The sequence below is a fragment of the Streptomyces sp. CB01373 genome (genome assembly GCF_002803075.1).
Classification (GTDB): Bacteria; Actinomycetota; Actinomycetes; order Streptomycetales; family Streptomycetaceae; genus Streptomyces.
The window spans coordinates 224,390-251,316 of record NZ_NNBK01000001.1; the positions used below are offsets into that span (position 1 = coordinate 224,390).

General features: G+C 71.9%; 20 protein-coding genes and 2 pseudogenes. 15 read left to right on the forward strand and 7 right to left on the reverse strand.

The genetic code is table 11. The features are described from left to right. Positions 1–56: 56 nt before the first annotated feature. Both CG719_RS01055 and CG719_RS01060 read left to right on the forward strand, forming a co-directional pair. The gene (locus CG719_RS01055) at positions 57–2,930 is read left to right on the forward strand and encodes a DEAD/DEAH box helicase (RefSeq protein ID WP_100566525.1); all 2,874 of its coding nucleotides are present in this window, start codon (positions 57–59) and stop codon (positions 2,928–2,930) included. Next, on the forward strand, positions 2,930–4,966 hold the full coding sequence (locus CG719_RS01060; RefSeq protein WP_100566526.1) for an SWIM zinc finger family protein: 2,037 nt from the start codon (positions 2,930–2,932) through the stop codon (positions 4,964–4,966). Before CG719_RS01055 ends, CG719_RS01060 begins: the two co-directional genes overlap by 1 nt. 19 nt (positions 4,967–4,985) lie before the next feature. Here the strand turns inward: CG719_RS01060 and CG719_RS01065 are convergent, their stop codons facing one another. Continuing rightward, entirely contained in the window at positions 4,986–6,095 is a 1,110-nt protein-coding gene (locus CG719_RS01065) for a PP2C family protein-serine/threonine phosphatase (protein ID WP_100566527.1), read from the reverse strand. 237 nt (positions 6,096–6,332) lie between these two features. Between CG719_RS01065 and CG719_RS01070 the strand changes: the two genes are divergently transcribed. From CG719_RS01070 to CG719_RS01090, 5 genes and pseudogenes are all read left to right on the forward strand, one after another. Continuing rightward, positions 6,333–6,821: a GNAT family N-acetyltransferase gene (locus tag CG719_RS01070; protein WP_199836455.1), complete on the forward strand. Its 489-nt coding sequence runs from the start codon at positions 6,333–6,335 to the stop codon at positions 6,819–6,821. Between the two features lie 472 nt (positions 6,822–7,293). Then, positions 7,294–7,497: a cold-shock protein gene (locus tag CG719_RS01075; RefSeq protein WP_006136369.1), complete on the forward strand. Its 204-nt coding sequence runs from the start codon at positions 7,294–7,296 to the stop codon at positions 7,495–7,497. A 345-nt stretch (positions 7,498–7,842) separates the two neighbouring features. Beyond that, entirely contained in the window at positions 7,843–9,336 is a 1,494-nt protein-coding gene (locus CG719_RS01080) for a DEAD/DEAH box helicase (RefSeq protein ID WP_100566528.1), read from the forward strand. Positions 9,337–9,382: 46 nt separating this feature from the next. Then, a pseudogene (locus CG719_RS01085) lies at positions 9,383–9,786 on the forward strand (CBS domain-containing protein). 50 nt (positions 9,787–9,836) lie between these two features. Then, positions 9,837–10,145 carry an SCO5918 family protein gene (locus CG719_RS01090; protein ID WP_100566529.1) on the forward strand — a complete coding sequence of 103 codons (309 nt, stop codon included), beginning with the start codon at positions 9,837–9,839 and terminating at the stop codon, positions 10,143–10,145. 101 nt (positions 10,146–10,246) lie between these two features. On the opposite strand, the pseudogene CG719_RS01095 reads toward CG719_RS01090, so the two are convergent. Beyond that, positions 10,247–10,599: pseudogene (locus CG719_RS01095) on the reverse strand (hypothetical protein). 1,263 nt (positions 10,600–11,862) lie between these two features. Between CG719_RS01095 and CG719_RS01110 the strand changes: the two are divergent. Further along, positions 11,863–12,201: a MerR family transcriptional regulator gene (locus CG719_RS01110; protein WP_100566531.1), complete on the forward strand. Its 339-nt coding sequence runs from the start codon at positions 11,863–11,865 to the stop codon at positions 12,199–12,201. 244 nt (positions 12,202–12,445) lie between these two features. Further along, on the forward strand, positions 12,446–12,649 hold the full coding sequence (locus CG719_RS01115; RefSeq protein ID WP_093471494.1) for a cold-shock protein: 204 nt from the start codon (positions 12,446–12,448) through the stop codon (positions 12,647–12,649). A 219-nt stretch (positions 12,650–12,868) separates the two neighbouring features. Here CG719_RS01115 and CG719_RS01120 read toward each other — a convergent pair whose 3' ends face one another. Then, positions 12,869–14,554: a ribonuclease J gene (locus tag CG719_RS01120; RefSeq protein WP_100566532.1), complete on the reverse strand. Its 1,686-nt coding sequence runs from the start codon at positions 14,552–14,554 to the stop codon at positions 12,869–12,871. Between the two features lie 233 nt (positions 14,555–14,787). Here CG719_RS01120 and pcaDC point away from each other — a divergent pair, with 233 nt between their 5' ends. The 4 genes from pcaDC (at position 14,788) to CG719_RS01145 (ending at position 18,991) form a co-directional block, all read left to right on the forward strand. Beyond that, positions 14,788–16,083: a bifunctional 3-oxoadipate enol-lactonase/4-carboxymuconolactone decarboxylase PcaDC gene (gene pcaDC, locus CG719_RS01130; protein WP_100566533.1), complete on the forward strand. Its 1,296-nt coding sequence runs from the start codon at positions 14,788–14,790 to the stop codon at positions 16,081–16,083. Between the two features lie 127 nt (positions 16,084–16,210). Continuing rightward, entirely contained in the window at positions 16,211–16,846 is a 636-nt protein-coding gene (locus CG719_RS01135) for an MBL fold metallo-hydrolase (RefSeq protein WP_100566534.1), read from the forward strand. A gap of 772 nt (positions 16,847–17,618) precedes the next feature. After that, complete coding sequence (locus CG719_RS01140; RefSeq protein WP_100566535.1) at positions 17,619–18,398, forward strand: exodeoxyribonuclease III; 780 nt, start codon at positions 17,619–17,621, stop codon at positions 18,396–18,398. Positions 18,399–18,541: 143 nt separating this feature from the next. Further along, positions 18,542–18,991: a DUF6278 family protein gene (locus CG719_RS01145; protein WP_100566536.1), complete on the forward strand. Its 450-nt coding sequence runs from the start codon at positions 18,542–18,544 to the stop codon at positions 18,989–18,991. A gap of 383 nt (positions 18,992–19,374) precedes the next feature. On the opposite strand, the gene CG719_RS01150 is transcribed toward CG719_RS01145, so the two are convergent. After that, on the reverse strand, positions 19,375–20,136 hold the full coding sequence (locus tag CG719_RS01150) for a hypothetical protein (protein WP_100566537.1): 762 nt from the start codon (positions 20,134–20,136) through the stop codon (positions 19,375–19,377). A gap of 135 nt (positions 20,137–20,271) precedes the next feature. Here CG719_RS01150 and ggt point away from each other — a divergent pair, with 135 nt between their 5' ends. Continuing rightward, the gene (gene ggt, locus CG719_RS01155; RefSeq protein WP_100566538.1) at positions 20,272–22,083 is read left to right on the forward strand and encodes a gamma-glutamyltransferase; all 1,812 of its coding nucleotides are present in this window, start codon (positions 20,272–20,274) and stop codon (positions 22,081–22,083) included. Between the two features lie 62 nt (positions 22,084–22,145). Here ggt and CG719_RS01160 read toward each other — a convergent pair whose 3' ends face one another. Together CG719_RS01160 and map are read right to left on the reverse strand one after the other, a co-directional pair. Beyond that, positions 22,146–24,725 carry an ATP-dependent Clp protease ATP-binding subunit gene (locus tag CG719_RS01160; RefSeq protein WP_100566539.1) on the reverse strand — a complete coding sequence of 860 codons (2,580 nt, stop codon included), beginning with the start codon at positions 24,723–24,725 and terminating at the stop codon, positions 22,146–22,148. A gap of 155 nt (positions 24,726–24,880) precedes the next feature. After that, the gene (gene map / locus CG719_RS01165; RefSeq protein ID WP_100566540.1) at positions 24,881–25,648 is read right to left on the reverse strand and encodes a type I methionyl aminopeptidase; all 768 of its coding nucleotides are present in this window, start codon (positions 25,646–25,648) and stop codon (positions 24,881–24,883) included. Positions 25,649–25,691: 43 nt separating this feature from the next. Here map and CG719_RS01170 point away from each other — a divergent pair, with 43 nt between their 5' ends. Then, positions 25,692–25,943: a helix-turn-helix domain-containing protein gene (locus CG719_RS01170; protein WP_100566541.1), complete on the forward strand. Its 252-nt coding sequence runs from the start codon at positions 25,692–25,694 to the stop codon at positions 25,941–25,943. Positions 25,944–26,094: 151 nt separating this feature from the next. Here CG719_RS01170 and CG719_RS01175 read toward each other — a convergent pair whose 3' ends face one another. Further along, positions 26,095–26,877: an HAD family hydrolase gene (locus tag CG719_RS01175; protein ID WP_100566542.1), complete on the reverse strand. Its 783-nt coding sequence runs from the start codon at positions 26,875–26,877 to the stop codon at positions 26,095–26,097. Positions 26,878–26,927 lie beyond the last annotated feature (50 nt).

Sequence of the window (26,927 nt, forward strand, 5' to 3'; positions counted from 1 at the left end):
CGCCCGTAGAGTCGAAGACGACTGGACCGGACGGCGAGCGGGAGGTGACAGAACGTATGAGCGACACGGCGGCCGGCGTGACGGCCCACGCGACGAACACGGCCCCCCTGTCCCCCCGCCTCGCCGCGCTCTTCCTCCCGGCCCCTCTTCCCCGCGACAGCCGCATCGCCTTCTGGGACCCGACCGGAGACGTATGGCCGGGGAACGGAGCCGCCGATCCCGCCGCCGACCCGGCGCATACGGAGCTCACGGTCGTGCGGCGGCACGGGCAGGGGGCCCGGCGCAGGAGCGCGCCCGCGTTGACGCTGCCGATCGAGGACGCGCTGCCGCACCTCGTCCGGGCACGGCACGATCCGGCGGCGCACCCCGCCACGGCGTGCTGGGGGGCCGCCGCCCTGCACGCGCTGCGGCTCGTCGCCCGTGGACGGCTGCTGCCCGGCCTGACCGCCACCGGGCACGACGCCTGGCGCGCGGGCCCCCTCGACCCGGACGACATCGCCCACCTGCGCGCGATCGCCGCCGCCCTGCCCCACGAGGGCCACGCCGTCCCTCTGCCCGGTCCGGGCCCACTGCGCCTGCCCGAACCGGAGGCGCTGCTGCGCGCCTTCCTCGACGCGGTGGCCGACACCCTGCCCCGCACCCCGGCCGCGCCCCACACCTGCGGGAAGCCCTTCGCCGCCCGCGGCCCGCAGCGCCTGCCGCACGCCCACGACTGGGCGGCCGAGGTCGCCGCAGGCATGGACGCGGGCGTACGCGTCTCGCTCCGCCTGGACCTGTCCGCGCACGACCTGTTCGACGGCGCCGACGACGGGGCCGCCCGGGGCGCCGGCGCGGCGATCGTCCAGGTGCACAGCCTCGCCGACCCCACCCTCGTCACCGACGCGGCGGCCCTGTGGGCGGGCGAGGCGGACCCGGCCTTCGGCCCACGCGCACGCGTGGACGCCGCCCTCGCGGTACGGCGCGCGGCCCGCGTCTGGACCCCGCTGGACCGGCTCTCCGAGCAGGAGGTGCCCGACGTCCTCGCCCTCTCCGAAGCCGAGGTGAGCGAGCTGCTCGGCGTGGCCGCGACGCGGCTCGCCGCGGCCGGCGTCGCTGTGCACTGGCCGCGCGACCTGGCCCAGGACCTCACGGCGACCGCGGTGGTGCGCCCCGCGCCGGGCTCCGCCAAGGACGGCACCGGCTTCTTCGAGAGCGAGGAACTGCTCCAGTTCCGCTGGCAGCTGGCGCTCGGCGGCGATCCGCTCAGCGACGCCGAGATGGACGCGCTCGCCGAGGCCCACCGCCCGGTGGTGCGGCTGCGGGACCGCTGGGTGCTCGTGGACCCGGCCCTCGTCCGCAAGGCCCGCAGGCGCGACCTCGGCCTGCTCGACCCGGTCGACGCGCTGTCCGTCGCCCTCACCGGCACCGCGGACGTGGACGGCGAGACGGTCGAGGCGGTGCCCGTCGGCGCGCTGGCGGCCCTGCGGGACCGGCTCATGGCCGGCGTACGGCCCGCCGAACCGCCGCCGGGCCTCGACGCCACCCTGCGCGACTACCAGCTGCGTGGCCTGGGCTGGCTGGACCTCATGACCTCCCTCGGTCTCGGCGGCTGCCTCGCGGACGACATGGGCCTCGGCAAGACGGTCACCGTCATCGCCCTGCACCTCAAGCGGGCGCACCACGAACCCACCCTGGTGGTGTGCCCGGCCTCCCTGCTGGGGAACTGGCAGCGGGAGATCACCCGGTTCGCGCCCGGCGTCCCCGTCCGCCGCTTCCACGGCCCGGACCGCTCCCTGGACGGCCTCGGCGGCGGCTTCGTGCTCACCACGTACGGCACGATGCGTTCAGCGGCACCCCTGCTGGCCGGGCAGCCCTGGGGCATGGTCGTCGCCGACGAGGCCCAGCACGTCAAGAACCCGTACTCGGCGACCGCGAAGGCGCTGCGAACGATCCCGTCCCCCGCGCGCGTGGCCCTCACAGGCACCCCCGTGGAGAACAACCTCTCCGAACTGTGGGCCCTGCTCGACTGGACCACCCCGGGGCTCCTCGGCCCGCTGAAGTCCTTCCGTGCCCGGCACGCCCGCGCGGTGGAGAGCGGCGGGGCCGAGGACAACGGCGAGGCCGTGCGGCGCCTGGGCCGCCTGGTACGCCCCTTCCTGCTGCGCCGCAGGAAGTCCGACCCCGGAATCGTCCCCGAGCTCCCGCCCAAGACGGAGACGGACCACCCCGTCCCGCTCACCCGCGAGCAAGCCGCACTGTACGAGGCCGTGGTGCGCGAGTCGATGCTCGCCATCGAAACCGCCGAGGGCATGGCCCGGCGCGGACTGGTCCTGAAACTGCTGACCTCGCTCAAGCAGATCTGCGACCACCCGGCGCTCTACCTCAAGGACGAGCACGCCCGCGGCGGCGACCGGCCGGCGGCGCGCTCCGGAAAACTGGCGCTCCTGGACGAGCTGCTGGACACCCTGCTCGCCGAGGACGGTTCGGCGCTGGTCTTCACCCAGTACGTCGGCATGGCCCGCCTGATCACCTCGCACCTCACCAGCCGCGCGGTCCCCGTGGACCTGCTTCACGGCGGTACGCCGGTCCCGGAGCGCGAGCGCATGGTGGACCGCTTCCAGAGCGGCGAGACCCCGGTCCTCGTACTGTCCCTGAAAGCGGCGGGCACGGGCCTGAACCTCACTCGCGCGGGCCACGTCGTCCACTTCGACCGCTGGTGGAACCCGGCGGTCGAAGAGCAGGCCACCGACCGCGCCTACCGCATCGGCCAGACCCAGCCGGTGCAGGTGCACCGCCTGATCACCGAAGGCACCGTGGAGGACCGCATCGCCGAGATGCTCGCCGTGAAGCGCGCCCTGGCCGACGCGATCCTCGGCGGGGGCGAGTCGGCGCTCACGGAACTGACCGACCGCGAGCTGTCCGACCTGGTCTCGCTGCGCAGGGAGGCCTGATGGACGAGCGCCCCGCCGACGTGGCACGCCGGGCCCTGCGCGCCGCCCGGGAACAGCGTTCCCGGACACCCGACGAACCGGCGGACCGGCGCACGCCCGCGCCGGACGACCCGGCCGGTTCGGTGAGCCGACCCGGGGACGCCGCCCGGGACGCCCTGCGGCGCGCGGTGTCCGCCCGGCACGGCGACAGCACCGCGCACGACGGGGCCGGGCACGGGCCGTCGACGGCCGTGGAGGTCGCGGAGGGTACGGAGGCCGCGGAGGCCGCAGAGGGCAGGGAGGTCGCGGAGGGCACGGAGGAGTCGGCACCCCGGTCGGCGGCGCCCTCCGGCGCCCGGGCGGATGACGCCCCCGCGGACGACGCCCCACCATCGCCGCCCGCGGGGGCGCGTCCCTCGGAGGCCGCGCGCGAGGCACTGCGCGGCGCCCTGGCCCGGCGTGCGGCCCGTGCGGAGCGGTCCCGCGAGGACGCCGCGCAGGCGGGGACCAGGGCCGCTCGCGGTCCGACCCCGCCTCCGCGCCGGGCACCCCGGCCGACGCCCGCCGACCCCCCGGCCGGAACCACCGTCGAATACGGCGGCGCGGACACCCACGCCCACGCGCCCACCGGCGCCTTCCGGATGCCCCCGGCAAAGCCCGACCACGCCCCGGATCCCGGCGACGACGGCCCTGTCGCCTCCGGCGCGGACGCGTCGCCCACCCCGTCCGCCGACCCTCCGCACCACACGCCACAGGAGGCCATCCCCGGCGTCCCCTCCGGGATGCCACGCACCATGGCCTCCCCTCGCCGGGACAGCGAACTTCGGCGTACGTTCCCGGCGTTTCCGGCGCGGGAGGGGGAAGGGGAGCGTTTCGCCGAGACCTGGTGGGGCGATGCGTGGATCGACGCGCTGGAGGAGGGCGCGCTGGACGCGGCGCGGCTGGCGCGCGGGCGCGGGTACGCGCAGACGGGGCACGTGGACGCCGTCACGGTCACCCCGGGGCTGGTCCTCGCGTACGTGCAGGGGAGCCGGCCGCGCCCGTACCGGGTCCAGGTGCGACTGCGGACGCTGGACGACACCGACTGGGACCGGTTCCTGGACGCCGTCGCCGAACGCCCCGGGCACATCGCCGCACTCCTCGACAAGGAGATGCCCCAGTCACTCACCGACTGCGGGGTCCCGCTGCTCCCCGGCCCGGGCGACCTGGAGCCGCACTGCAGCTGCCCGGACCGCGGTCACCCCTGCAAACACGCCGCCGCCCTCTGCTATCAGACCGCACGCCTGCTGGACGCGGACCCCTTCGTCCTGCTGCTGCTGCGCGGCCGGGGCGAGCGCGAACTGCTCGACGCCCTGTCCCGGCTGAACGCCACCCGCGCGGCCCGCGCCGCGCAGGAGCGGGAACCGGAGCCGTTCCCGGGACTGCGCGCGGCCGACGCGCTCGCCGAGAGCCACCGCCCGCCGCTGCCCGCGCCCCTGCCCGCACCCCCGCACCCGGAGCAGCCCCCGGTGTACCCGGCGGCTCCGGGCGGCCCCGACCCGTTCGCCCTGGACCAGCTGGCCACCGACGCCGCCGCCCGCGCCCACGCCCTGCTCACCACCGGCCGCGATCCGGTCGGCGGGCTCACCCTGTGGCAGGACGCGGTACGCCTCGCCGCCGCACGCCCCGGCTCCGGACTGACCGCGGCCACCCGCTCCCTGTACGCCTCGCTCGCCTCGGCCACCGGCCGCACCACGGCCGAGCTGGCGCGCGCGGTGGCGGCCTGGCGCCAGGGCGGCGGGGAAGGACTCGCCGTCCTGGAGGAGCCCTGGGACCCGCCGGCCGGCCGCTTCGACCGGGCCCGGCCGCTGCTGCTCGCCGCCGACCTGCCCGCCTTCCGGCCCTGGCGCAACCGGCTCACCCACCCCCGCGGCCATCTCCAGCTCCGCCTGGGCCGGGACGGCCTGTGGTACGCGTACGAATCGGAGCAGAACCGCGACGACTGGTGGCCCCGCGGCACCCCCGACCTCGACCCGGTCGGCGCCCTGACCGGCCTGGGCGCACCGGGCGCTCTCTGACGACCCCCGGGCGCACGGCCTAAGGACCGGCGGTGCGTTGCAGAGCGACCACGGCGGCGTCATCGGACAGGCGGCCGCCGACGTGGTCCAGCAGGTCGGCCCGCAGATGGTGGACCAGAGCCACGGGGCTGTCCTGCACCCAGGAGACGGCCCGTGCGGCGAGCGGGTAGAAGAGGCCCCGGGGGTCGCGAGCTTCGACCACACCGTCGGTGTACAGCAGCAGCAGGTCCCCGGGCTCCAGCAGGAAGGTGTCCACCCGGTACTCCGGCGTGCTCAGCTCCCCCAGCCCCAGCGGCGGAGCGGGAGCGCTGGCGTGCAGCGTGACGACCTTCCGTTCGCGCAGCAGCAGGGGCGGAGGGTGCCCGCAGGACACCATCTGCGCCTGCGGCGCCGCGTCGGGGATGTCGATGATCGCGGCCGTGATGAAGCATTCCCCCTCGTCCGTCGACTCGGTGGGCTCGGCCAGGTTCCAGCACACACTGCGCTCGAGGTAGGTCATCAGCTCGGGGAGGGCCGCCTTCCGGCGCGCGGCCTCCCGGAACGCGCCCAGCAGCAGCGAGGCGTCGCCCATCGCGGTCAGGCCCTTGCCCATCACATCGCCGATGATGAGCCTCGTGCCGAAGGAGGTGCGCACGGCCGCGTACAGGTCGCCGCCGATCAGCGCCTCCTCCTGGGCCGCCATGTACACCGACGCCACCCGGAGCGGCCCGATGCGCCGGGGCAAGGGCCTGAGCACCACCCGCTGCGCGGCCTCCGAGACTCTTCGTACCTGCTCCAGTTCACGGGAGTGCCGCTCGCGCAGATACCGGAATACCGTCACGACCACCGAGACCACGACGAGGGAGATGATCTGCGCGCCGACGCTCTCCGTGGTCAGCAGGTGGAACCCCGCGCCGACGCCGAGCAGGGCTCCCACGGCGATGAGGCCGACCAGGGCGGTGAGGAGGGGACTGGCGAAGGACGCGGTGATGGCGGGAGCCACGATCAGCAGGGGCCCCAGCGGCACGTGGGGCGGGGTCAGGATGTCGGCGACGATGATGGCGGCGATCAGACTCAGCGGCACCGCGAGCAGAGCGTCGCTGGCCTGCCACGAGTGAATGCGGTGCGAGACCCGCCGCCATGGACGCATGCTTCCTGCTTACACCCGCCGCTGGGGCACGGCAGCCCGGAGGCGGCGGAGGCGAGCCGCCGCATGCCGCCGAAGAGGAACGGTCACTTCCCGTAAAAGTCGACAAGGAGGGAGATCCCGTGCGAGCTCCCGGCCCGTATGGGACTGGGCGAGCGGTTCCCGGGAGCGGTGGAGGAACGCCTGCCCGAGCAGCCGACCCGCCGCACGAAGGCACCCCCGGTGCGAAATACTCTCCCGATGAGTTCACGCACCTCCCCGATCAGCCAGCCGATCACGATACGGAGGGCCGTCGCGCGGGATGCCAGACGGCTCACACGTCTCGTGCGTGGCTCAGGCGCCTACCAGGGCAAGTACGCAGCCGCAGTCGCGGGCTACCGGGTCGGTCCTGATTACATCGAGGCCCACCGCGCCTTTGTGGCCGTCGGCGCCGACGAGCACGGAGGCCGGGTCCTCGGGTTCTACTCGCTCGTCCTCGCTCCACCGGAGCTCGACCTGCTGTTCGTCGCCGACGAAGCGCAAGAACGGGGTATTGGACGACTGCTCGTCGCGCACATGCAGTCCGAGGCCCGTGCCGCCGGGATCGACCGTGTCAAGGTCGTGTCGCATCCTCCGGCCGAGGACTTCTACCACCGCGTCGGTGCGGTGCGGAGCGGGACCGCGCTCGCGAACCCGCCCGCCGTGCTGTGGGACCGTCCCGAATTCGAGTTTCGCATTCCTTCGGAATGACGCGGTGTGCCGGTTGGCGGGGCACCGGCTTCGCCTGCATGGTGGCCGGCGAGCAGGAGCCGCTGGACGCCGCGCGCTCCGCGTGTGCCGTCGTCTGGCCGGCGTAGGCGAGAGGCTCCGGACCAGGAGTTTTCTTCGCATGTCACGCTCGTTTGTAAGACCGCTCTTCCTGAAACGTAGCGCTTCGAGTGGATCAATATCTGTGCTCGCGAAGTGAGGCTTTGGTGGACCACGTAGTGAGAGTTTTTGCTGCACTGAGTGGAGCGGAATTGCGTAATGTGCACGGGCCGTTCCAGTGTGCTACTGTCTATCTCAGTTGCAGTTGTGGTTCCCGAAACTTCAAGTGCTCCACCGGTTCTTTCGGTTGGGAGCGCTTCTGTATTTCCGGTCATTTCCGGGCGGGGTAATCATCGCGGCGACATGGCGTCCGCGCAGTGCGGATTCCGATGTACTGCCCCGAAGGAGATATGACATGGCTACTGGTACCGTGAAGTGGTTCAATGCGGAAAAGGGCTTCGGCTTCATCGAGCAGGACGGTGGCGGCGCTGACGTGTTCGCGCACTACTCGAACATCGCGGCGCAGGGCTTCCGTGAGCTGCTCGAAGGCCAGAAGGTAACCTTCGACATCGCGCAGGGCCAGAAGGGCCCGACGGCCGAGAACATCGTTCCGGCCTGACGCTGACGCACAATTTGTAGCTGGGGCCCGCATCCTTCGGGGTGCGGGCCCCAGCTGCACGCATCTCCCGCAGCGGTTTCACTTGCGGGACGGCTCGGAGGAATCCGCAGTCTCACCATGCGCGGCTCCTTCTTCAGTGATGCAGGAGCGTACTGAAGAGCTGCGCCGCAACCGACGCCCGGATCTTACGTCCCCATCGCGTCAACATTTCAGCACCTGTGTCCGGGATATTTTCGCCGACCCAAATCTGTGTTTTCTTTTGCCACCGGTCCATACTTGTAATTCTCCATGCCGCTCATTACTGCGGGAATTCCTTGATATGCGCCACATCGAGGAAGGTTCCGCATGAACCGCACACGTACGAACGACCGCTTCGACCGCTCCCGTCACGGCAGTGCCGACGCCGGAAAGGGCGGCAGTCGCATGGGCTCGCAGGCACCGCGCCGTTCCGGCGGCCCTGCCCGTTCCGGCGGTCACGGCCGCCGGCCAGCCGCAGCGCAAGGTGAGTTCGCGCTGCCCAGGACGATCACCCCCGCGCTGCCCCCCGTTGAGGGCTTCGCCGATCTCGACATGCCCGAGCACCTGCTCACCGAACTCGGCAAGCAGGGTGTGACCGCACCGTTCCCGATCCAGGGAGCGACGCTGCCGAACTCCTTGGCAGGCCGTGACGTGCTGGGCCGCGGGCGCACCGGTTCCGGCAAGACCCTCGCCTTCGGTCTGGCCCTGCTCGCCCGTACCGCTGGACAGCGTGCTGAACCCCGCCAGCCGCTGGGGCTGATCCTCGTACCGACGCGTGAATTGGCACAGCAGGTGACCCACGCGCTCACACCGTACGCCCGTTCCGTCAGGCTGCGGCTGGCCACGGTGGTCGGCGGGATGTCGATCGGCCGGCAGGCCGGCGCGCTGCGCGGCGGGGCCGAGGTCGTCGTCGCGACGCCCGGACGGCTCAAGGACCTCATCGACCGTGGCGACTGCAGGCTGAACCACGTGGGCATCACGGTGCTGGACGAGGCCGACCAGATGGCCGACATGGGTTTCATGCCACAGGTCACCGCGTTGCTCGACCAGGTGCGTCCGGAGGGGCAGCGGATGCTGTTCTCCGCCACCTTGGACCGTAACGTCGACCTGCTGGTTCGCCGCTATCTGACCGATCCCGTCGTGCATACGGTCGACCCGTCGGCCGGTGCGGTCACGACGATGGAGCACCACGTCCTGCTCGTCCATGGCGCCGACAAGCACGCCGCCACGACCGAGATCGCCGCCCGCGACGGCCGCGTGATCATGTTCCTGGACACCAAGCACGCCGTCGACCGGCTGACCCAGGACCTGCTCAACAGCGGGGTACGCGCCGCCGCGCTGCACGGCGGCAAGTCGCAGCCGCAACGCACCCGCACGCTGGCGCAGTTCAAGACAGGGCACGTCACCGTGCTGGTGGCAACCAATGTCGCGGCGCGCGGCATCCACGTCGACAATCTCGACCTGGTCGTCAACGTCGATCCGCCGACCGACCACAAGGACTACCTCCACCGCGGCGGCCGTACCGCCCGCGCCGGCGAGTCCGGCAGCGTCGTCACGCTCGTCACACCGAAGCAGCGCCGCGGCATGGTCCGCCTCATGTCGGACGCCGGAATCAGGCCGCAGACCACCCAGATCCGCTCGGGAGACGAGGCCCTGAGCCGGATCACCGGAGCCCAGGCCCCGTCCGGCATCCCGGTCGTCATCCCCGCACCGGTGGTCGAACGCCCCAAGCGCAGCGCCTCCTACCGAGGCCGACGCCGCCCCTCTTCGGCGACCCGGCGCGCCCCCGTACGCCAGCCCGTCCTCGACGCGGTGGCCTAGAACCTTCATGATCAGGAAGTTGACCCATCTCTGCAGGAGGTACCTTTTGACGCTGATTCAGATGCAGCCCCGCTCGGCGGACGCCAACCCCGTGCACAGGACGGCGGTGGAGGTCATGGACGCGGCCGGACCGCAGGTCTGTGACGACATGAGCGTCGAGGTGGCGCTGGCCGTCATGACCGCCGCGCGCACGGGCCGACTGGTCGTCTGCGATCAGGACGACCAGCGCATCGGCCTGGTGACCCGAACCGACCTCACCGCCGTCCGTGACGGCGGCGCTCACACGGACCGCGTCCGCCTGCGCGACATCCTCGGCGACCAAGGATCGGCCACCTCACCCGTGACCACGACGGCGAAGCCGAGCACACGATGCGCTCCCGTCGGCTCGGTGCTCTGCGAGTCGTAGACGAGCAAGGCAGCGCCCCGGGCATCCTCGCCCTCTCCCGCTGAAACGCCTCGCCCCTGGTCGGACCGTTCTTCCCTTCTCCCTGTGAGGCCACATGCGCTGCGTCATCGCCCGCTTCCCCTTCGAGCTCACCAAGGGCGGAGTGCTGGAATCGATGAAGGGCATCAAGCCCGAACCGGTCACCGGAGAATCGGTGATCATCGGCCGCCGGCACTACCCCGTCAAGCAAGTCGGCCAAGTCATCACCCGCCAGGACCGCCGTGACTTCAGCGCCGCCGAAGTCCTCCGGGCCATGACTCGACTCGGCTTCACCTGCCGCGCCCTCCCCGAGGCCGCGCCTTCGGACATCCCCGGCTCGCTGCAGCACGCCTCCGCGATGCTCGGCACCCCCGTGACGGTCTGACCGGGTAAACAGGCACGAGCCGACATCTGACCAGCAGTGTGGGCCCGACCGGTACGCCGGTCGGGCCCACACTGCGCGCAGCGGGTTCCCGTCGCCGTCGCTCAGTGGTCGGAATAGCTGAAGTCGACCCCGGTCCAGGCGCTGACGTCCTCGATCGCGACCCGGTACATCCAGCGCGGGATCCCCAGTGTGCCCTGCAGGATCCGGGCGACATGGAAGTGCGGATGCGTGGGCGGCCCGTCCTTCTTCGCGGGGGAGTCGAAGACGGCGGCGAACTCGCCCAAGCGGGCGGAATCCGTCAGCACATCCGACACCCACTGCCTCCGCGTGGCCGCGAGAGCCAGTCGACCGGTGATGACAGCGCCACCGGTGACCACGGTCAGCGACTCTGATTGCTCTGGTCGGACTCCACCAGGGCGGCGACGTCAACGAGCAGCTCGTCGGGCTGCGACATGAGGCGGACCGCATTCGCCGGCCATGCGCGGCGCATGTCGACTGCCGTCGTGGACCGGCCACCTCGATGGCGTCGGGGTGCGCAGTCAGTTGCAGTGCGCAGCGGCCCCCGCCGTGGTGCAGGGCATTGGTGACGAGCTCGGACACGATCAAGACAACTGTGGCCCCCGCGTCAGGGGCCACGGCCGGCTGCCGCAACCCTTCGAGGAAGGCTCGTGCCGTATGGCGTACGTCGGCAACGGCCGTTGCGGAACGGACGGCTGCGGCGCCGGCAATCACCGTGATCATCAGGGTGACCCTGGCCTCTGGATCGGCCATGCCCTGCCCGTGCCTGCCCAACCCTGTGCCCACCTGCTGCCGTGAGCCCGTGCTTCCACCGCGGCACCCGCGTGCACACTTCCGCGAGCTGCTCGATCATCCCGGGATCGTCGAGGGCGGCGCAGACCCTCGTGCCGCGCCCGTCAACGGCCGACCTGCTGGGCGTCACGGCTGGAAGCGTCCGACCCGGTCGGTGGTGTTCTTCGCGAGACGCAGTGTTGGCCGGATGCCCGCCGACGGTAGCCGCGGCGCAGTCGGCGACGTCACGCTCAGCCCGATGTGCTGCGCTTGAACCACCCATGGACCGGTCGAGGCGGATTACCTCATCTTCGAGCGCACGGAAATCTATGCCAGCCAGAGTAGACATTGGGTGGCGGTGTGGTTATGGTTTCTCTCGTAGCCGAGATCATGCGAGGTCCGGCAGAGATGAACTGCCGGGCAGCAATACCGCAGTTGCAGTTCGCAGAACGGTGCGGTGGTGGAGTTCCGAAGCCAGAGCGGTTGCAGGACGGTGACGGGACTGACGACCGGACCGGGTGGCCCGCAGTGATCAGGGGCCGCCATGAGCAGTACCGCAGTGGCAGTACCCGTAAGTGAAAGTTCGCAGTACCCAAGTGGCGCTGTTCGAGGCCACCAGCAGGTTGCGGTACCAGCAGTTCGCAGTTTCCGTTAGTGAGTAGTTGGTCAAGAGGGAAGAACGGAGGAGCCGAGCGCCATCAGGATCGCCCGGGTGGAAGTCCAGGACCCGGGTACCGCAGGACATCGACAGTGAGGTGGTCTCCGGTCAAGCAACCGCGATCCCCGCGCCCCCGACAGCGTCTCGTTCGGGTCTGCGGAAACAGAGGGCCGGTGCAGTATCAGGGCCGGCAGATGGTGTAGTAGTTCCTTCGGGGCCCTGGTGCCGGACGGCGCCAGGGCCCCTCCACGCGTTCCACAGAGAGGTGCAATGACAGCAGACGACACGTTCGGCCGTCTCGATGACGACGATTACCCCGCCTACACCATGGGCCGGGCCGCCGAGATGCTCGGCACCACGCAGGGCTTCCTTCGCGCCATCGGCGAAGCCCGCCTCATCACCCCACTCCGCTCCGCAGGCGGCCACCGCCGCTATTCCCGCTACCAACTGCGCATCGCCGCCCGCGCCCGGGAACTCGTCGACCGGGGTACCCCCATCGAGGCTGCCTGCCGGATCGTCATCCTCGAAGACCAGCTCGAGGAAGCCCAGCGCCTCAACGCCGAATATCGCCGCGCCGCCGAATCAGCGAACCCAACGGCAGAAGCATGAGATGAGCGTGCCCGTCAGCGTCGGCGGGCACCGCGCGCACGGTCTCGGTGTGAGGCGTGATGATTTCCTATGGTGACGCGGTGTGCGGACGTGTAGCGTCTGCGTCAGCTGTCGTGGTTCGGAATTCTCTCCTGCCCCGCGCCTTTGGTGTGGGCGTTTTGCTGTGCTGTGCCGCAGGGACCAGGGCGATCACCTCCGCCTCCCACAGGTAGTGGGAGGCTTCATCGACTGGAAGGCATAAGACATGGCAACGGGAACTGTGAAGTGGTTCAACGCGGAGAAGGGCTTCGGCTTCATCGCCCAGGACGGCGGCGGCCCGGATGTCTTCGCGCACTACTCCGCGATCAACTCGTCGGGCTTCCGTGAGCTCCAGGAGGGCCAGAGCGTGACGTTCGACGTCACCCAGGGCCAGAAGGGCCCGCAGGCCGAGAACATCAACCTGGCCTGATCTCGCAGCCCTGCGCGAGGGATCGCGCAGGGCCGCGTCCGGTGGCCGCCGCCCGTGCGAGTCGAGCCGCCCACCCGGACGAAGGCGCCTGCTCTCGTGCCGGGGGTGCACAGGATCAGGGGCCGCGCAGCAATGGCTGCGCGGCCCCTGATCCTGTGGAGGCCGGGGCCGGTGCGACTTCGGTTCGAAACGTCGGGGACCGGGCTGCCGGGCTGCGGCTCAGGCGTCGATGATGACGGGGATGATGAGGGGCCGACGGCGGTGGGTGCGGAACGCCCAGTTCGCCACGGCGCGGGCGACGAGTTGCTCGAGTTGGCGCGCGTCCCCGACACCTTCCTCGGCCGCGGTGGCCAGGGTCTTCTCGATGACGGGGATGACCGGCTCGAAGGTGGCGTCGTCGTGGACGAAGCCCCGGGCCAGGAAGTCGGGGGCCTCCGCGAGGGCGCCGGTGTCCGCGTCGACGATCGCCACCACCGTGACCACGCCTTCGGCGGCGAGGGTGAGGCGGTCCTTGAGGGACGCTTCGGTGGCGCCGCCGACTTCCATGCCGTCCACGTAGACGTTGCCGGCGGGGACCTTGCCGGTGATGGACGCGCGCCCGTCGACCAGGTCGACGACGACGCCGTCCTCGGCGATGATGACCCGTTCGGGGTCGACACCGGTACGGATGGCGAGGTCGCCGTTGGCCCGCAGGTGGCGCCATTCGCCGTGCACGGGCATGACGTTGCGGGGCTTGACGATGTTGTAGCAGTAGACGAGTTCGCCGGCGCTGGCATGCCCGGAGACGTGCACCTTGGCGTTGCCCTTGTGGACCACGTGGGCGCCCCACCGGGTGAGTCCGTTGATCACCCGGTAGATGGCGTTCTCGTTGCCGGGGATGAGGGAGCTGGCGAGCAGGACGGTGTCGCCCTTGCCGATGCGGATCACGTGGTCGCGGTTGGCCATCCGTGACAGCGCGGCCATCGGTTCGCCCTGGGAGCCGGTGCACACCAGAGTGATCTTGTGGTCCGGGAGCTTCTCCAGCTCCTTCGTGCTCACGACCAGACCGGAGGGGACCTTCAGATAGCCCAGGTCACGGGCGATGCCCATGTTGCGGACCATCGACCGGCCGACGAAGGCGACCTTGCGGCCGTGCTGGTGGGCGGCGTCCAGGACCTGCTGGATGCGGTGCACGTGGCTGGCGAAGCTGGAGACGATGACCCGGCGCGGCGCGGTGCGCATCACCTGCTCGATCGCCGGGTTCAGCTCTCGCTCGGAGGTGGTGAAGCCGGGTACTTCGGCGTTGGTGGAGTCCGTGAGGAACAGGTCCACGCCCTCCTCGCCGAGGCGGGCGAAGGCGCGCAGATCGGTGATGCGGTCGTCGAGAGGGAACTGGTCCATCTTGAAGTCGCCGGTGTGCAGCACCATCCCGGCCCGGGTGCGGATCGCGACCGCGAGGCTGTCGGGGATGGAGTGGTTGACCGCTACGAACTCGCAGTCAAAGGGCCCGAAGCCACGCCGGTCGCCCTCCCGCACCCGCACCGCGCGCGGCCGGATGCCGTGTTCCTTGAGCTTGGCCTCCAGGAACGCCAGCGTCAGCTTGGAGCCGACGACGGGAATGTCGGACCGCTCACGCAGCAGATACGGCATGCCGCCGATGTGGTCCTCGTGGCCGTGGGTGAGTACCACGGCCACGACATCGTCCAGCCGGTCCCGGATCGAGGTGAAGTCCGGCAGGATCACGTCCACGCCGGGCTGGGTCTCCTCGGGGAAGAGCACGCCGCAGTCGACGATGAGCAGTTTGCCTGCGTGCTCGAAGACGGTCATGTTGCGGCCGATCTCACCCAGGCCGCCCAGGGCGATGACCCGCAGCCCTCCTTCGGGAAGAGGCGGGGCGGCTTTCAGCTCGGGGTGTGGATGACTCATACCCTGACGGTACCTGGAGAGCGGGACGGCGTGATCCACCAGGACTTCGACGGCCGCCTCGCCCGGCTCGTGGAACGCCACGCTCCGCAGCTGCTCACGGTGGTGGGCATCGGTCCGGACACGGCGTCATTGCCTCGAACGCTACGCTGCCCGGGAGGTCGCCCACCTGGTCGGGCCCACACAGCCATAACCCCGGCATGGGGGAAGTCGTGAGAGATGAGAGGGTCTGACGGGTGAGCGAGACACCACCGAACACCCTGCAATACCGCTTTGACGGGCCAGAAGACGCACCTGTCCTGATCCTGGGGCCCTCGCTGGGTACCACATGGCACATGTGGGACCGGCAGGTCCCGGAGCTCACGAAGCAGTGGCGTGTGTTCCGGTTCGATCTGCCGGGACACGGGGGAGCACCCGCGTACCCCGCCGACTCGGTCTCCGACCTGGTCACCCGTCTGCTGGCCACCCTGGACGGGCTGGGGGTGCAGCGCTTCGGCTACGCCGGGTGCGCGCTTGGCGGCGCGATCGGCATCGAACTGGCGCTGCGCCACCCGGAGCGCCTCGCCTCCCTCGCCCTGATCGCCACCTCGCCGCGGTTCGGCACCGCCGACGAGTTCCGGCAGCGCGGGGTGATCGTCCGGACGAACGGGCTCGACCCCATCGCCCGCACCTCCCCGGAACGCTGGTTCACCACCGGTTTCGCCGCCGCACAGCCCGCGATCACCGAGTGGGCCGTGCAGATGGTGCGCACCACCGACCCCGGCTGTTACATCGCCGCCTGCGAGGCCCTGGCCGTGTTCGACGCCCGCGCCGACCTCGGCCGCATCGGCGTTCCCACGCTGGTCCTGGTCGGCTCCGACGACCAGGTCACCGGCCCCGCCCAGGCACGCACCCTGGTCGCCGGCATACGCGACGCCCGCCTGGCCGTCGTGCCCGGCGCCTCCCACCTGGTGCCGGTGGAGCAGCCCGTCGCCGTGACCGACCTGCTGGTGCGTCACTTCTCCAGCGCCTGGCACCCCGGTTTCGAATCGACCACCGGACACATGGCGATCGTCGGCCCCCCGGCCAAGCCGGTGCTCGCCCCGCCCCCGCAGAACGCGCCCATCGCCGAGATCGCCCCGGCGCCCGTACCGGCCGAGGCGACGGGCGGGCCGGACCGGTACGACTCCGGTCTGAAGATCCGCCGCGAGGTGCTGGGCGACGCGTACGTGGACGGGGCACTCACCGAGGCGGAGGACTTCTCCGGGGACTTCCAGGAGTTCCTGACCCGCTACGCCTGGGGCGAGATCTGGGACCGGCCCGGCCTCGACCGGCGCACCCGAAGCTGCGTCGCCCTCACCGCCCTGGTCGCGGGCGGCCAGCTCCAGGACGTCGCCGCCCACACCCGGGCCGCGCTGCGCACCGGCCTGACTCCGGACGAGATCAAGGAGGTGCTGCTGCAGACCGCGGTGTACTGCGGGATTCCCGCCGCGGGCGCCGCCTTCCGGGTCGCCCAGCAGGTCATACGCGAGGAGACCACGCTCGCGGAGTGATCGCTCACGGCGTGATCGGTCGGGGCGTGATCCCGCGGCCGGGCGCCGGGTGCGGTCGCGGGCCGCCGCCCAGCGCCCCGTCCGGGCCACCCGCGCGCCCGGCGCACGGGTGGCCCAGGCTGGGTGCATGAGACTCACGAAGATGGCGCACGCCTGCGTACGCCTGGAGAAGGACGGGCAGACGCTCGTCATCGACCCCGGCGGTTTCAGCGAGCAGGACGCCGCGTCCGGCGCGGACGCGATCCTGGTCACCCACGAGCACGCCGACCATTTCGACGAGGGCCGTCTGCGCGCCGCCCTGGAGTCCCGTCCCGGCGCCGAGATCTGGACCCTGAAGTCCGTCGCGGAGCAGATTGCCGCCGCCTTCCCGGGCCGCGTCCACACCGTCGGCCACGGCGACACCTTCACCGCCGCGGGCTTCGACGTGCAGGTCCACGGCGAGCTGCACGCGGTGATCCACCCGGACATCCCGCGCATCACCAACGTCGGCTACCTCGTCGACGGCGGCCGCGTCTTCCATCCGGGCGACGCGCTCACCGTGCCCGAGGTCCCGGTCGAGACGCTGATGCTGCCGGTGATGGCGCCCTGGAACAAGATCTCCGAGGTGATCGACTACGTCCGCGAGGTCGGGCCGCAGCGTACCTACGACATCCACGACGCCCTCCTCACCGACCTGGCCCGCCCGATCTACGACCACCAGATCGGCACCCTGGGCGGCGCGGAACACCTACGGCTGACCCCGGGAACAACAGCAGAGCTCTGAGCCACCTCCCGCCCCGGGTCCCTGCCCGCGGGCCCTCACCCCGGGCCCCGGCCTCCGGCCCCCGGGACTCCCGGCCCCGGCCCCCTGAGCCCTCGCCCCGGCCCCTGGCCCCCGGGCCCCGGCCCCTGGCCCCCGGGCCCCGGCCCCTGGCCCCCTGGCCCCGGCCCCCGGGCCCCGGCCCCTGGCCCCCGGGCCCCGGCCCCTGGCCCCTGGCCCCTGGCCCCCGGCTCCCGGGCCCCGGCCCCTGGCCCCCGGCCCCCGGGCCCCGGCCCCCGGGCCCTGGCGCTTGGCGCCGGCTCCTCGCCTCAGGTTCTGGCCCCGGCCCTGGCCCCGGATTTTCACCCCCGGTTCCTGGCTCGGGCTCCTGGCCCCCTGGCCTCTCGCCCCGGGTCCCTGGCCGCGGGCCCTCACCCCCCCGGGCCCCGGCCTCTGGTCCCCGAGGCTCCCGGCTCCGGACCCCTGGCCCTCGCCCCCGGCTCCTGGCCCCGGCCGCTGGCCCTGGACTCTCGCCCCCGGCTCCTGGCCCAGACTCCCGGCCCCCGTCCCCCGGGCCCTGGCCCTCGCCCCGGCTCCTCACACCGGGCCCTCGCCTCGGATTCTGGCCCCGGCCCTGGCCCCGGATTTTCACCCCCGGTTCCTGGCTCCGGCTCCTGGCCCCCTGGCCTCTCGCCCCGGCCCCTGGCCCCGGTCCCCAGCCCCAGCCCCCGGCCCCGGCCTCGGCCCCGGCCCCGGGCCGAGGGTGTTGTCAGTGGTGCCCGGTAGGTTGTGAGGCATGCGCATCGCGACCTGGAACGTGAACTCGATCACCGCCCGACTGCCCAGGCTGCTGGCCTGGCTGGAGAGCAGTGGTACGGACGTGCTGTGCCTCCAGGAGGCCAAGGTCGCCGAGGAGCAGTTCCCGTTCGACCAGCTCCGCGAACTGGGCTACGAGGCGGCGGTCCACGCCACCGGCCGGTGGAACGGCGTGGCGGTGCTCTCCCGCGTAGGCCTCGACGACGTGGTCCGCGGTCTGCCCGGCGACCCCGGCTACGAGGGCGTGGAGGAGCCCCGGGCCATCTCGGCGACCTGCGGACCGATCCGCGTCTGGTCGGTGTACGTGCCCAACGGCCGCGAGGTGGACCACCCGCACTACGCCTACAAGATCCAGTGGTTCGAGGCCCTCAGGGCGGCCGTCGCCGGCGACGCGGGCGGCAGCCGCCCCTTCGCCGTCCTCGGCGACTACAACGTCGCGCCGACGGACGACGACGTCTACGACCGCGCCGCCTTCGAGGGCTCCACCCACGTCACCCCGGCCGAGCGCGCCGCCCTGACCGCCCTGCGCGAGGTCGGCCTCTCGGACGTCGTCCCCCGGCCGCTGAAGTACGACCAGCCGTTCACGTACTGGGACTACCGCCAGCTCTGCTTCCCCAAGAACCGCGGCATGCGCATCGACCTGGTGTACGGCAACGAGCCCTTCGCGAAGGGGGTCACCGACGCCTACGTCGACCGCGAGGAGCGCAAGGGCAAGGGCGCGTCCGATCACGCCCCCGTGGTGGTGGACCTCGACGTCTAGTGCTGTGACCGGAAAGGTTTGCCGGGCGTCGCGAGCCGGTGAACCTTTCCGGTCACAGCACTAGGGCCTCTCGTGCCGCGACCGGCCCCGGCAGGTGCGCGCGCCTGTGGTGCGACCGGGGGTGCGGATGTCACCCTGGGGCCATGGACATCCCTTTCCTGGACAGGTGGCGCAAAAGGCGGGACTCGTCCTTCGGTGCCGTGGCGTTCTCCGAGGGATCCGCGGGATCCGAGAGCCGGGCGGCCCTCGCCCAACTCCTCTCCGAGTGCGAGCTGTTGCGTTCCCAGGTGTCCGGCACGGGCCTGCGGCTCGACGACTCGGCCGCCTCCCTTGAGGCGCTGGACCAGTTGCTGCCGCGCTGGCGCGACGACGAGGAGACCCTGACCCGGCTCGGCAACGACGTCGGTCTGTACCTGGGCACGGTCGTCGTACGGACCGTCCCCGGCGCCGGCTGGGAGATCGGCCCCGGCGGCCGTCCGGTCGTCCGGCTTGCCTCCGGACGCGAGATCGACGTGGTGACCGCCGGGCACGACTGGGCCGGCGCCGGTGCGCCCGAACTCTCCCAGCTCTACGCGGAGATCGCGGAGGTCTGAGCGCCCGGACGAGCGGGGCGCCGGGGCCGCCGAAGGGCGTTTCCGCACACCGCCGGGACCGGCGGGCCGGACCTCGACTACGATGTTCCGCTCGTCCTAGTGATGATGGCGCCTCGGCCCACCGTCACCGGGACGGGGACGCTGCTGCCGGGTGAGGCACCCCCACGGCGGCCCCTCGATCGTAGGGGGCAGCAGGTCACAGAGAGCCATACCCGGCCGGCGGCAGCCGGAGATCACTGCTCGCGCGGCAGGACGGACCGATATGACGGACCGTCCGCCCGCGAGGAGAAGGTCAGCTGCGCGCCGGACGGGTTGTGCTCGCCCTTCTCCCTCGCCCTCGCCCCGGATCCACGCCGAACGGCCTCCGTGCGCGCCGTCGTAAGTTACGTGCTGGTAACGCTTGTTGACGGCTCGGCTTCCGGCTCCGGCAGAGGGGCCCGCGCCGCCCGGGTCACGTCCGCGACGAGTTCGACCACGTCCGGGCCGTAGGCCTCGGAGTTGACCACCTTCAGCAGCAGCACGAAGGAGCCGCTGCCGTACTTGCGGGCCAGCCGCTCGTGGTTGCGGGCCAGATAGCGGGTCCCGGCCTGGTTGTCGATCGCGCGCTGGCCGCAGAACAGGAACACCGGCCGGGTGCCGCTGCGCTCACCGGCGGTGAGACGGGCCAGCAGTACGTACTCCGTGACGCCCGGGTCCATGCGGTAGTGCTCGGTGCCGATCTGGAAGGCGCATCGGTCGCGGCCGGGCTTCCGGTCGGTGTTCACCCGCACGCCCGGCAGCATGGCCGCCATGTGTGCGATCATCCGCCGATTCGACCCCGGGCCTCCCACGCAGAACTCCGTGCGCTCACCGAATCCCTGATGGACCGTGTCCTGGGTGACCATCTGGGCGTTCGCCCCGCAGCTCTTGATCAGGGCGGCGAGTTCGAGCAGGGCGAACACGTCGAACCGGTGCACCGCGAGTTCCGCCGTCGCCGGGTCGCGGTTGACCACCAGCAGCGACTCGGCGTGGTCGGGCAGCCCGAGGAAGGCCTGCTTGCGGCGCAGCTTGCGCCGCCACAGATAGGTGCGGGCCAGCCAGCCGAACGCGGCGCTGACCGCGGTCGCGGCCACGCCCAGGACGATGTTGCGCACGTCGTCGTTCATGGCCGCGCATGGTAGCCGGTCCGGCGCACCTTTGTTCGACACTCGACTGGCCCTGCCACCCTGACGAGAGCATGGCAATGAATTAGGCTGCGCGAACGTTCAGGCAACCGAACCACAACGAGCGTGGAGGTGCGGATGCGTCGCCCTGTCGCACGGAAACTGGCGGTCCTGGCGGTCTCGGCCGCCGTGGTGTCGGTGGGCGCCGCGGCCCCGCCCACCGCCCCGCAGAAGGCGAAGCCGAGACCGGTCCAGAAGGTCCCCGTGGCGGCCGGCTACGGCGGCGCCGTGGCCAGCGTCGACGTGGACGCCTCCGCCGCCGGTATCGAGGTGCTCAAGCAGGGCGGCAACGCCGTGGACGCGGCCGTCGCCACCGCCGCCGCCCTCGGCGTCACCGAGCCCTACTCCGCCGGCATCGGCGGAGGCGGCTACTTCGTCTACTACGACGCCCGCTCCCGCACGGTGCACACCATCGACGGCCGCGAGACCGCCCCGCTGACCGCCGACTCGAACCTCTTCGTGGAGAACGGCAAGCCGCTCGCCTTCGACGACGCCGTCAGCAGCGGTCTGAGCGTCGGCACCCCGGGCACGCCCGCCACCTGGCAGACGGCGCTGGACCAGTGGGGCACCAAACGCCTGGGCGCCGTCCTGAAGCCGGCCGAGAAGCTCGCCCGCGACGGATTCACCGTCGACGAGACCTTCCGCTCGCAGACCGCCGCCAACGAGACCCGCTTCCGCTACTTCCCCGACACCGCCAAGCTGTTCCTGCCCGGCGGGAAGCCGCCGGCGGTCGGCTCGACCCTGAAGAACCCCGACCTCGCCCGCACCTACCAGCAGTTGGGCGCCAAGGGCGTCGGCGCGATCTACCAGGGCGACCTCGGCAAGGACATCGTCAGGACCGTCAACCACCCGCCCGTGGACCCCAAGTCGGGCTGGAACGCCCGTCCGGGCAAGTTGTCCACCAAGGACCTCGCGGCCTACCGCGCCAAGCTCCAGGCGCCCACACGGACTTCGTACCGCGGTCTGCGGGTGTTCTCCATCGCGCCCTCCTCCTCCGGCGGCACGACCGTCGGCGAGGCGCTCAACATCCTTCAGCGTACGGACCTCGCCACGGCGAGCGAGTTCCAGTACCTGCACCACTACATCGAGGCGAGCCGCATCGCCTTCGCCGACCGCGGGCGCTGGGTCGGCGACCCCGCCTTCGAGAACGTGCCCACGAAGGAACTGCTGTCGCAGAAGTTCGCCGACTCCCGCGCCTGCCTGATCAAGGACGACGCGGTCCTCACCAGCCCGCTCGCACCCGGCGACCCGCGCAACCCCGCGGCCTGCTCCCGCGGCGGCACGGCCGCGCCGACGACGTACGAGGGCGAGAACACCACCCACCTGACGGTCGCCGACCGGTGGGGCAACGTCGTCGCCTACACCCTGACCATCGAGCAGACCGGCGGCAGCGGCATCACGGTGCCCGGCCGGGGCTTCCTGCTCAACAACGAGCTGACCGACTTCTCCTTCACCCCGGCCAACCCGGCCGTGCACGACCCGAACCTGCCCGGTCCGGGCAAGCGGCCGCGCTCGTCCATCTCACCGACGATCGTGCTGGACCGCCTCGACCGGCCGGTGGTGGCGCTCGGTTCACCGGGCGGGGCGACCATCATCACCACCGTGCTGCAGACCCTGACCGGGTTCCTCGACCGGCATCTGTCCCTGGTCGACGCGATCGCCGCACCGCGTGCCAGCCAGCGCAACGCCGCTCAGACCGAACTCGAACCCGCCCTCTACGACAGCGTGTCGAGGAAACAGTTGGAGGCGATCGGCCACTCCTTCAAACTCAACCCGGAGATCGGCGCCGCCACGGGCATCCAGAGCCTGCCCGACGGCAGGTGGCTGGCCGCCGCGGAGAAGGTGCGCCGGGGCGGCGGCTCGGCGATGGTGGTGAATCCGTCACCCTGAACGGTCACACGCCGGGGCCCGCCTCCCGAAAGGGACGGCGGGCCCCGGCGGTTCCCCCGCGCTCATTCCGCCGACGAGGGCGGCGAGGGCGGTGAAGACGGCGGCTCCTCCTTGTTCTGGGCGTCGAACGTGAGCCGGTCGTCCTTCGCGTCCACCACCACGCGCCCGCCCTCGCGGACCCGGCCGGCCAGCAGCAGCCGGGAGAGCTGGTTCTCCACCTCGCGCTGGATGGTGCGGCGCAGCGGACGGGCGCCGTACTCGGGCTGGTGACCGCGCCGGGCCAGCCAGTCCACGGCCGCCTCGGTGAACTCCACCGTCACGCCCTGCGCGTGCAGCAGCCGGCGCGTCTTCTCCAGCAGCAGGTCGGTGATCTGCCGCAACTGCTCGGCGGTCAGCTGGCGGAAGACGACGATCTCGTCGATCCGGTTGAGGAACTCCGGCCGGAAGTGCTCCCGCAGCGGCCTGAGGATCTGCTCGCGCCGCGCCTCCTCGTCCGCCTCCGCGCCGCCCGCGCCGAACCCGATGCCGGCCCCGCGCCGCGTGATCGCCTCCGAACCGAGGTTGCTGGTCATCACGATGACGGTGTGCGTGAAGTTCACCGTACGGCCCTGGGAGTCGGTGAGCCGCCCGTCGTCGAGCACCTGGAGCAGGATGTTGAAGACGTCCGGATGCGCCTTCTCCACCTCGTCGAGCAGCAACAGCGAGTACGGATGCCGGCGCACCACCTCGGTGAGCTGGCCGGCCTCCTCGTGACCGACGTAGCCGGGCGGGGCGCCCACCAGGCGGCTGACGGTGTGCCGCTCCTGGTACTCGCTCATGTCCAGGCGGACCATGCGGTCCTCGCTGGAGAACAGGACCTCGGCCAGCGCGCGGGCCAGCTCGGTCTTGCCGACACCGGTGGGGCCGAGGAAGAGGAAGCTGCCGATCGGCCGGTCCGGGCTGGCCAGCCCGGCGCGCGAGCGCAGCACCGCCTCCGAGACCGCGCTCACGGCCTCCTCCTGGCCGACGACCCGCCGGTGCAGGTGCAGTTCCAGGCCGAGCAGACGCTCCTTCTCCTCCTGGGTGAGGCTGCTGACGGGGATGCCCGTCTGCCGCGACACCACCTCGGCGATGGCCTCCGCGGTGACCTCCAGATGCTGGCCCTCGTCGGCCTCGCCGTCCCCGCCGGCCTCGCCGATCCGCTGCTTCAGCTCGGTGATCCGGTCACGCAACTCCGTCGCCCGCTCGTACTGTTCGTCCGCGACCGCCTGGTCCTTGTCCAGGGTGAGCTGCTCGACCTCGCGTTCCATGGCCCGTACGTCGGTGCCCTTGGTGCGTGCCCGGAGCTTCACCCGGGCACCGGCCTGGTCGATCAGGTCGATCGCCTTGTCCGGCAGACGGCGTTCCGTCAGATGGCGGTCGGACAGGTCCACGGCGGCCGTCAGCGCCTCGTCGGTGTAGCGCACCTGGTGGTGGGCCTCGTAGCGGTCGCGCAGCCCGCGCAGGATCTCCAGCGCGTCCGCGGCGGACGGCTCGGGCACCAGGATCGGCTGGAACCGGCGGGCCAGCGCAGCGTCCTTCTCGATCCGCCGGAACTCCTCCAGCGTCGTCGCGCCGACGATGTGCAGTTCGCCGCGGGAGAGGGCGGGCTTGAGGATGTTGCCCGCGTCCATCGCGCCGCCCTCGCCGCCCGCACCGGCGCCGACGACGGTGTGCAGCTCGTCGATGAAGACGATCAGCCGCTCGGAGTTGGTGCGGATCTCGGTGACGATGTTGTTCAGGCGTTCCTCGAAGTCGCCCCGGTACCGGGTGCCCGCGACGACGCCCGTCAGGTCCAGGGCCACCACCCGGCGGCCGATCAGGATGTCGGGCACGTCCCCGTCGGCGATCCGCTGCGCCAGACCCTCCACGATGGCGGTCTTGCCGACGCCCGCGTCGCCGATGAGCACCGGGTTGTTCTTGCCCCGCCGGGAGAGCACCTCGATGGTCTGCTCGATCTCCTGCTCCCGCCCGATCACCGGGTCGATGCGCCCCTGCCGGGCCAGCTCGGTCAGATCGCTCCCGTACTTGTCCAGGGTCGGCGTCGAGGTGGACCGCTGTCGCTCCGTCCCGGGCGGCGCGGCGGCCTCCGGGGTCTCGGGAGGCCGGCCGGAGGAGGCGAACCGGGCCGCGTTCAGGATGTGCCCGGCCGCCGAGTCGGGGTTCGCGGCGAGCGCGCTGAGCACGTGCTCCGGGCCGATGTAACCGGCGCCGCTGGCCCGCGCCATGTCGTGCGCGTCGAGGAAGGCCCGTTTGACGGCCGGGGTGAGCGAGAGGGAGGTCGGCGGCGGGGCCTCGCCCGGCGGGTGCTGTGCGGGGCCGGCCCGCTCGTCGATCTGGGTCGCGAGCGAGTCGGGGTCCGCACCGGACCGGCTGAGCAGACTGCGGGTGGGCTCGGTGGAGAGCGCGGCCCGCAGCAGGTGCTCGGTGTCCAGATCCCGGCTGCCGTGCTCCGCGGCGTACATCGCCGCGCCCCGCACCAGTTCCCGGGCGGGCTGGCTCAGCAGCCGGCCGATGTCTATGTGCCGGGGGCCGGGGTGCGGTCCGCCGAAGAAGCGGGCGAAGAGTTCACCGAAGGGGTCGCGGTCGCGGTCGCCCTCCGGGCCGTTGAAGCCGCTGGTCATCGCTGTCCGTTCCCTCGCTGACAGTGGCTCCCGCCGGGTAACCGGGTGGGGGGCGTTTCATGCCACGATGGCATGGTCCGGTTCCTGGGGCATGTTCAGAGCGCCTGTGAGCTCGGGATCGGCGGGTTGTTTTCGCGGGCCTTCACCGCCTCCGCTCACCGTTCCGTGAGGATGCGGGGGCCCGCGTTCGTGATCGCCACCGTGTGTTCCGCGTGGGCCGCGCGGGTGCCGTCGTTCGTGCGCAGGGTCCAGCCGTCCGGGGCCTCGTGGTAGCCGTCCGTGCCGCCGGCGATCAGCATGGGCTCGATGGCGAGGACCATGCCGTGGCGCAGGGGCAGGCCCCGGCCCGGCCGGCCCTCGTTCGGGACGCCGGGGTCCTCGTGCATCTGGCGGCCGATGCCGTGGCCACCGAACCCGTCCGGGATGCCGTAGCCCGCCCCGCGGCACACCGAGCCGATGGCGTGGGCGATGTCGCCGATGCGGTTGCCGACCACGGCCGCCTCGATGCCCGCGGCGAGCGCCCGCTCGGCGGTCTCGATCAGCCGCAGGTCCGCGGGGCGCGGCCGGCCGACGACGAGGCTGATCGCCGAGTCGCCGACCCAGCCGCCGAGCTTCGCGCCGAAGTCCAGGGAGAGGAGGTCGCCGTCGCGCAGCCGGTATTTCGTGGGGATCCCGTGCACGATCGCGTCGTTCACCGAGGCGCAGAGCACCGCGGGGAACGGGGTCGGGGCGAAGGACGGCCGGTAGCCGAGGAACGGCGAGGTCGCGCCCGCCTCCCGCAGGACGTCGCGGGCCACCTCGTCCAGTTCCAGCAGGGACACTCCCACGCCGGCGGCCTTGCCCGCGGCGGTCAGGGCCCGCGCCACGACCTGGCCGGCCTCGTACATCGCGTCGATCGACGTGTCGGTCTTCAGTTCCACCATGCCAATTACTATACCGGTATTTGAATCACGGTAGGATGCCCGTATGGTGCGCACACCCCTGACCCCTGAGGAGCGCGAGCGCGGCGAGCGGCTCGGCCGTCTGCTGCGCGCGGCGCGCGGCGACCGCAGCATGGCGCAGGTCGCGGCGAGCGCGGGCATCTCGGCCGAGACGCTGCGCAAGATCGAGACGGGCCGCGCCCCGACCCCGGCCTTCTTCACCGTCGCCGCACTGGCCCGTGTGCTGGGGCTCTCCATGGAGGCCCTGGTCGAACAAAGCACGCCGGCCGCAGTGTGAGGCGTGCACACCGCCCGCGCCGACCGGGAGTGTGAGACGTCCCGCGGCGTGAGCCGTCCGCATCGCCCGCGCCGGACGGGACCGTGCAGGCGTCTGCACCGCCCGCGGTGGCTGTCGGCGTGGGTGTGGAGCACCGCGGGCGGTACGGGTCTCAGGGGGCGGACGGCGTGTCGGTCCTGGAGGATCCGCCCGGGGGCGGAACCGACGGGCGGGCCGGTGCCGTGCCGGGGATGCCGGTCGTGCGCCGGACGGTCCTGGGACGGCTGGCCGCCCACCCCATCAGGCCCGCGTTGTCCAGAGTGCCCACCCACAGGTCGGCGAGGGCGGCGGCCTCGGGGCCCGGCCGCGGTCCCACCCCGACCACCTTCAGGCCGGCGCCCACCGCGGCCCTCAGCCCGCTGACCGAGTCCTCCACCGCCAGGGTGTTGCCCTCGTTCACACCCAGGCGGCGCACGGCCTCCGTGTAGGTGCCGGGGTGCGGCTTGGGGCGCACCTCCTCGTCGGGCACGACGATGTGCCGGAAGTGGTGCCGTAAGCCCACCGCCTCCAGGGAGAACTCCACCACGTCCGCGGGGCAGTTGCTGGCCACGGCCAGCGGTGCGACCCGGCTCAGGATCGTCACCAGCCCCTTGGCTCCGCGCGCGGCCACGGGCTCGCGCGCGACGAGGGTGCGGAAGGTCGTCAGCAGCCGCTCGGTCATCTCCCCGGCGGCCTCCGGTCTCCCGGCGACGCCTGCCATGAGGGCGCCGCACTCGGTGTAGTGCAGTCCCTTCGCGCGCTCCGTGAAGTCCGGGCCGGGTTCGCAGCCGAAGTCCCGCAGGACGCTGATCCGGGCCTGCTGCCAGTGCTGTTCGGAGTCCACCAGTGTGCCGTCGCAGTCGAAGACGACGGCTTCGGGGGTCCAGTCGAGGTCGAACATGTGATGTGTGGCCATGTGCTCTTGCCGTTCTGGCGCGGGACGGACCTGCCGGAGAGCGGCACGGT

Excerpts from the sequence above, each read along its gene's own strand:
- CG719_RS01170 (WP_100566541.1), top strand. The coding sequence starts at position 25,692 with ATGGTGCGCACACCCCTGACCCCTGAGGAGCGCGAGCGCGGCGAGCGG.
- map (WP_100566540.1), bottom strand. The coding sequence starts at position 25,648 with ATGGTGGAACTGAAGACCGACACGTCGATCGACGCGATGTACGAGGCC.
- CG719_RS01140 (WP_100566535.1), top strand. The coding sequence starts at position 17,619 with ATGCGCATCGCGACCTGGAACGTGAACTCGATCACCGCCCGACTGCCC.
- CG719_RS01090 (WP_100566529.1), top strand. The coding sequence starts at position 9,837 with ATGCGCTGCGTCATCGCCCGCTTCCCCTTCGAGCTCACCAAGGGCGGA.
- CG719_RS01160 (WP_100566539.1), bottom strand. The coding sequence starts at position 24,725 with ATGACCAGCGGCTTCAACGGCCCGGAGGGCGACCGCGACCGCGACCCC.
- CG719_RS01110 (WP_100566531.1), top strand. The coding sequence starts at position 11,863 with ATGACAGCAGACGACACGTTCGGCCGTCTCGATGACGACGATTACCCC.
- CG719_RS01145 (WP_100566536.1), top strand. The coding sequence starts at position 18,542 with ATGGACATCCCTTTCCTGGACAGGTGGCGCAAAAGGCGGGACTCGTCC.
- CG719_RS01175 (WP_100566542.1), bottom strand. The coding sequence starts at position 26,877 with ATGGCCACACATCACATGTTCGACCTCGACTGGACCCCCGAAGCCGTC.
- CG719_RS01060 (WP_100566526.1), top strand. The coding sequence starts at position 2,930 with ATGGACGAGCGCCCCGCCGACGTGGCACGCCGGGCCCTGCGCGCCGCC.
- CG719_RS01080 (WP_100566528.1), top strand. The coding sequence starts at position 7,843 with ATGAACCGCACACGTACGAACGACCGCTTCGACCGCTCCCGTCACGGC.
- CG719_RS01065 (WP_100566527.1), bottom strand. The coding sequence starts at position 6,095 with ATGCGTCCATGGCGGCGGGTCTCGCACCGCATTCACTCGTGGCAGGCC.
- ggt (WP_100566538.1), top strand. The coding sequence starts at position 20,272 with ATGCGTCGCCCTGTCGCACGGAAACTGGCGGTCCTGGCGGTCTCGGCC.
- CG719_RS01075 (WP_006136369.1), top strand. The coding sequence starts at position 7,294 with ATGGCTACTGGTACCGTGAAGTGGTTCAATGCGGAAAAGGGCTTCGGC.
- CG719_RS01150 (WP_100566537.1), bottom strand. The coding sequence starts at position 20,136 with ATGAACGACGACGTGCGCAACATCGTCCTGGGCGTGGCCGCGACCGCG.
- CG719_RS01070 (WP_199836455.1), top strand. The coding sequence starts at position 6,333 with ATGAGTTCACGCACCTCCCCGATCAGCCAGCCGATCACGATACGGAGG.
- CG719_RS01135 (WP_100566534.1), top strand. The coding sequence starts at position 16,211 with ATGAGACTCACGAAGATGGCGCACGCCTGCGTACGCCTGGAGAAGGAC.
- CG719_RS01120 (WP_100566532.1), bottom strand. The coding sequence starts at position 14,554 with ATGAGTCATCCACACCCCGAGCTGAAAGCCGCCCCGCCTCTTCCCGAA.
- CG719_RS01115 (WP_093471494.1), top strand. The coding sequence starts at position 12,446 with ATGGCAACGGGAACTGTGAAGTGGTTCAACGCGGAGAAGGGCTTCGGC.
- CG719_RS01055 (WP_100566525.1), top strand. The coding sequence starts at position 57 with ATGAGCGACACGGCGGCCGGCGTGACGGCCCACGCGACGAACACGGCC.